Genomic DNA, 487 nt, shown 5'->3' with positions numbered 1-487 from the left:
AATCGGCACGCTGACGCGGAACACCGTGCCTTTGCCCGGCCACGACCGCACTTCCAGCGGGTGCCCCAGCACCCGGCACAGGCCGTCGGCAATTGCCAGACCCAGGCCCAGGCCTTTCTCGGCGCGTGTCTGGTGACTGTCCAGGCGCTTGAACTCCTGGAAGATCACTTGCAGCTTGTCGTCGGCGATGCCCGGGCCACGGTCCCACACCTCCAGCCACAGGCGCTCGCCCTGGCGGCGCGCGCCCAGCAGGATCGGGCTCTTGCCGTAGCGCAGGGCATTGGTGAGGAAGTTCTGCAGTACCCGGCGCAACAGCTTCATGTCGCTGTCCACCCGCAGGCGGCTGCCACGCAGGCGGAACTCCAGGTTTTTCTCGGCCGCCAGCACCTTGAACTCGGCACCCAGCGTGTCGAACAGTTCGTTGAGGGCGAAGGGCTTGGCGTCTGGGGTGATCTTGCCGTTTTCCAGGCGCGAGATGTCCAGCAGG

At 66.3% G+C, this 487-nt stretch carries 1 protein-coding gene; it reads right to left on the bottom strand.

The window, feature by feature from the left end; genetic code table 11:
* A partial coding sequence (locus tag EOE48_RS28660; RefSeq protein WP_148239819.1) for a sensor histidine kinase occupies nucleotides 1-487 on the bottom strand: 487 nt, incomplete at both ends.

Origin of the sequence: Methylobacterium oryzihabitans, assembly GCF_004004555.2 — a bacterium.
Taxonomy (GTDB): Bacteria; Pseudomonadota; Alphaproteobacteria; order Rhizobiales; family Beijerinckiaceae; genus Methylobacterium; species Methylobacterium oryzihabitans.
This window is presented reverse-complemented; position numbering and strand designations above follow the sequence as displayed.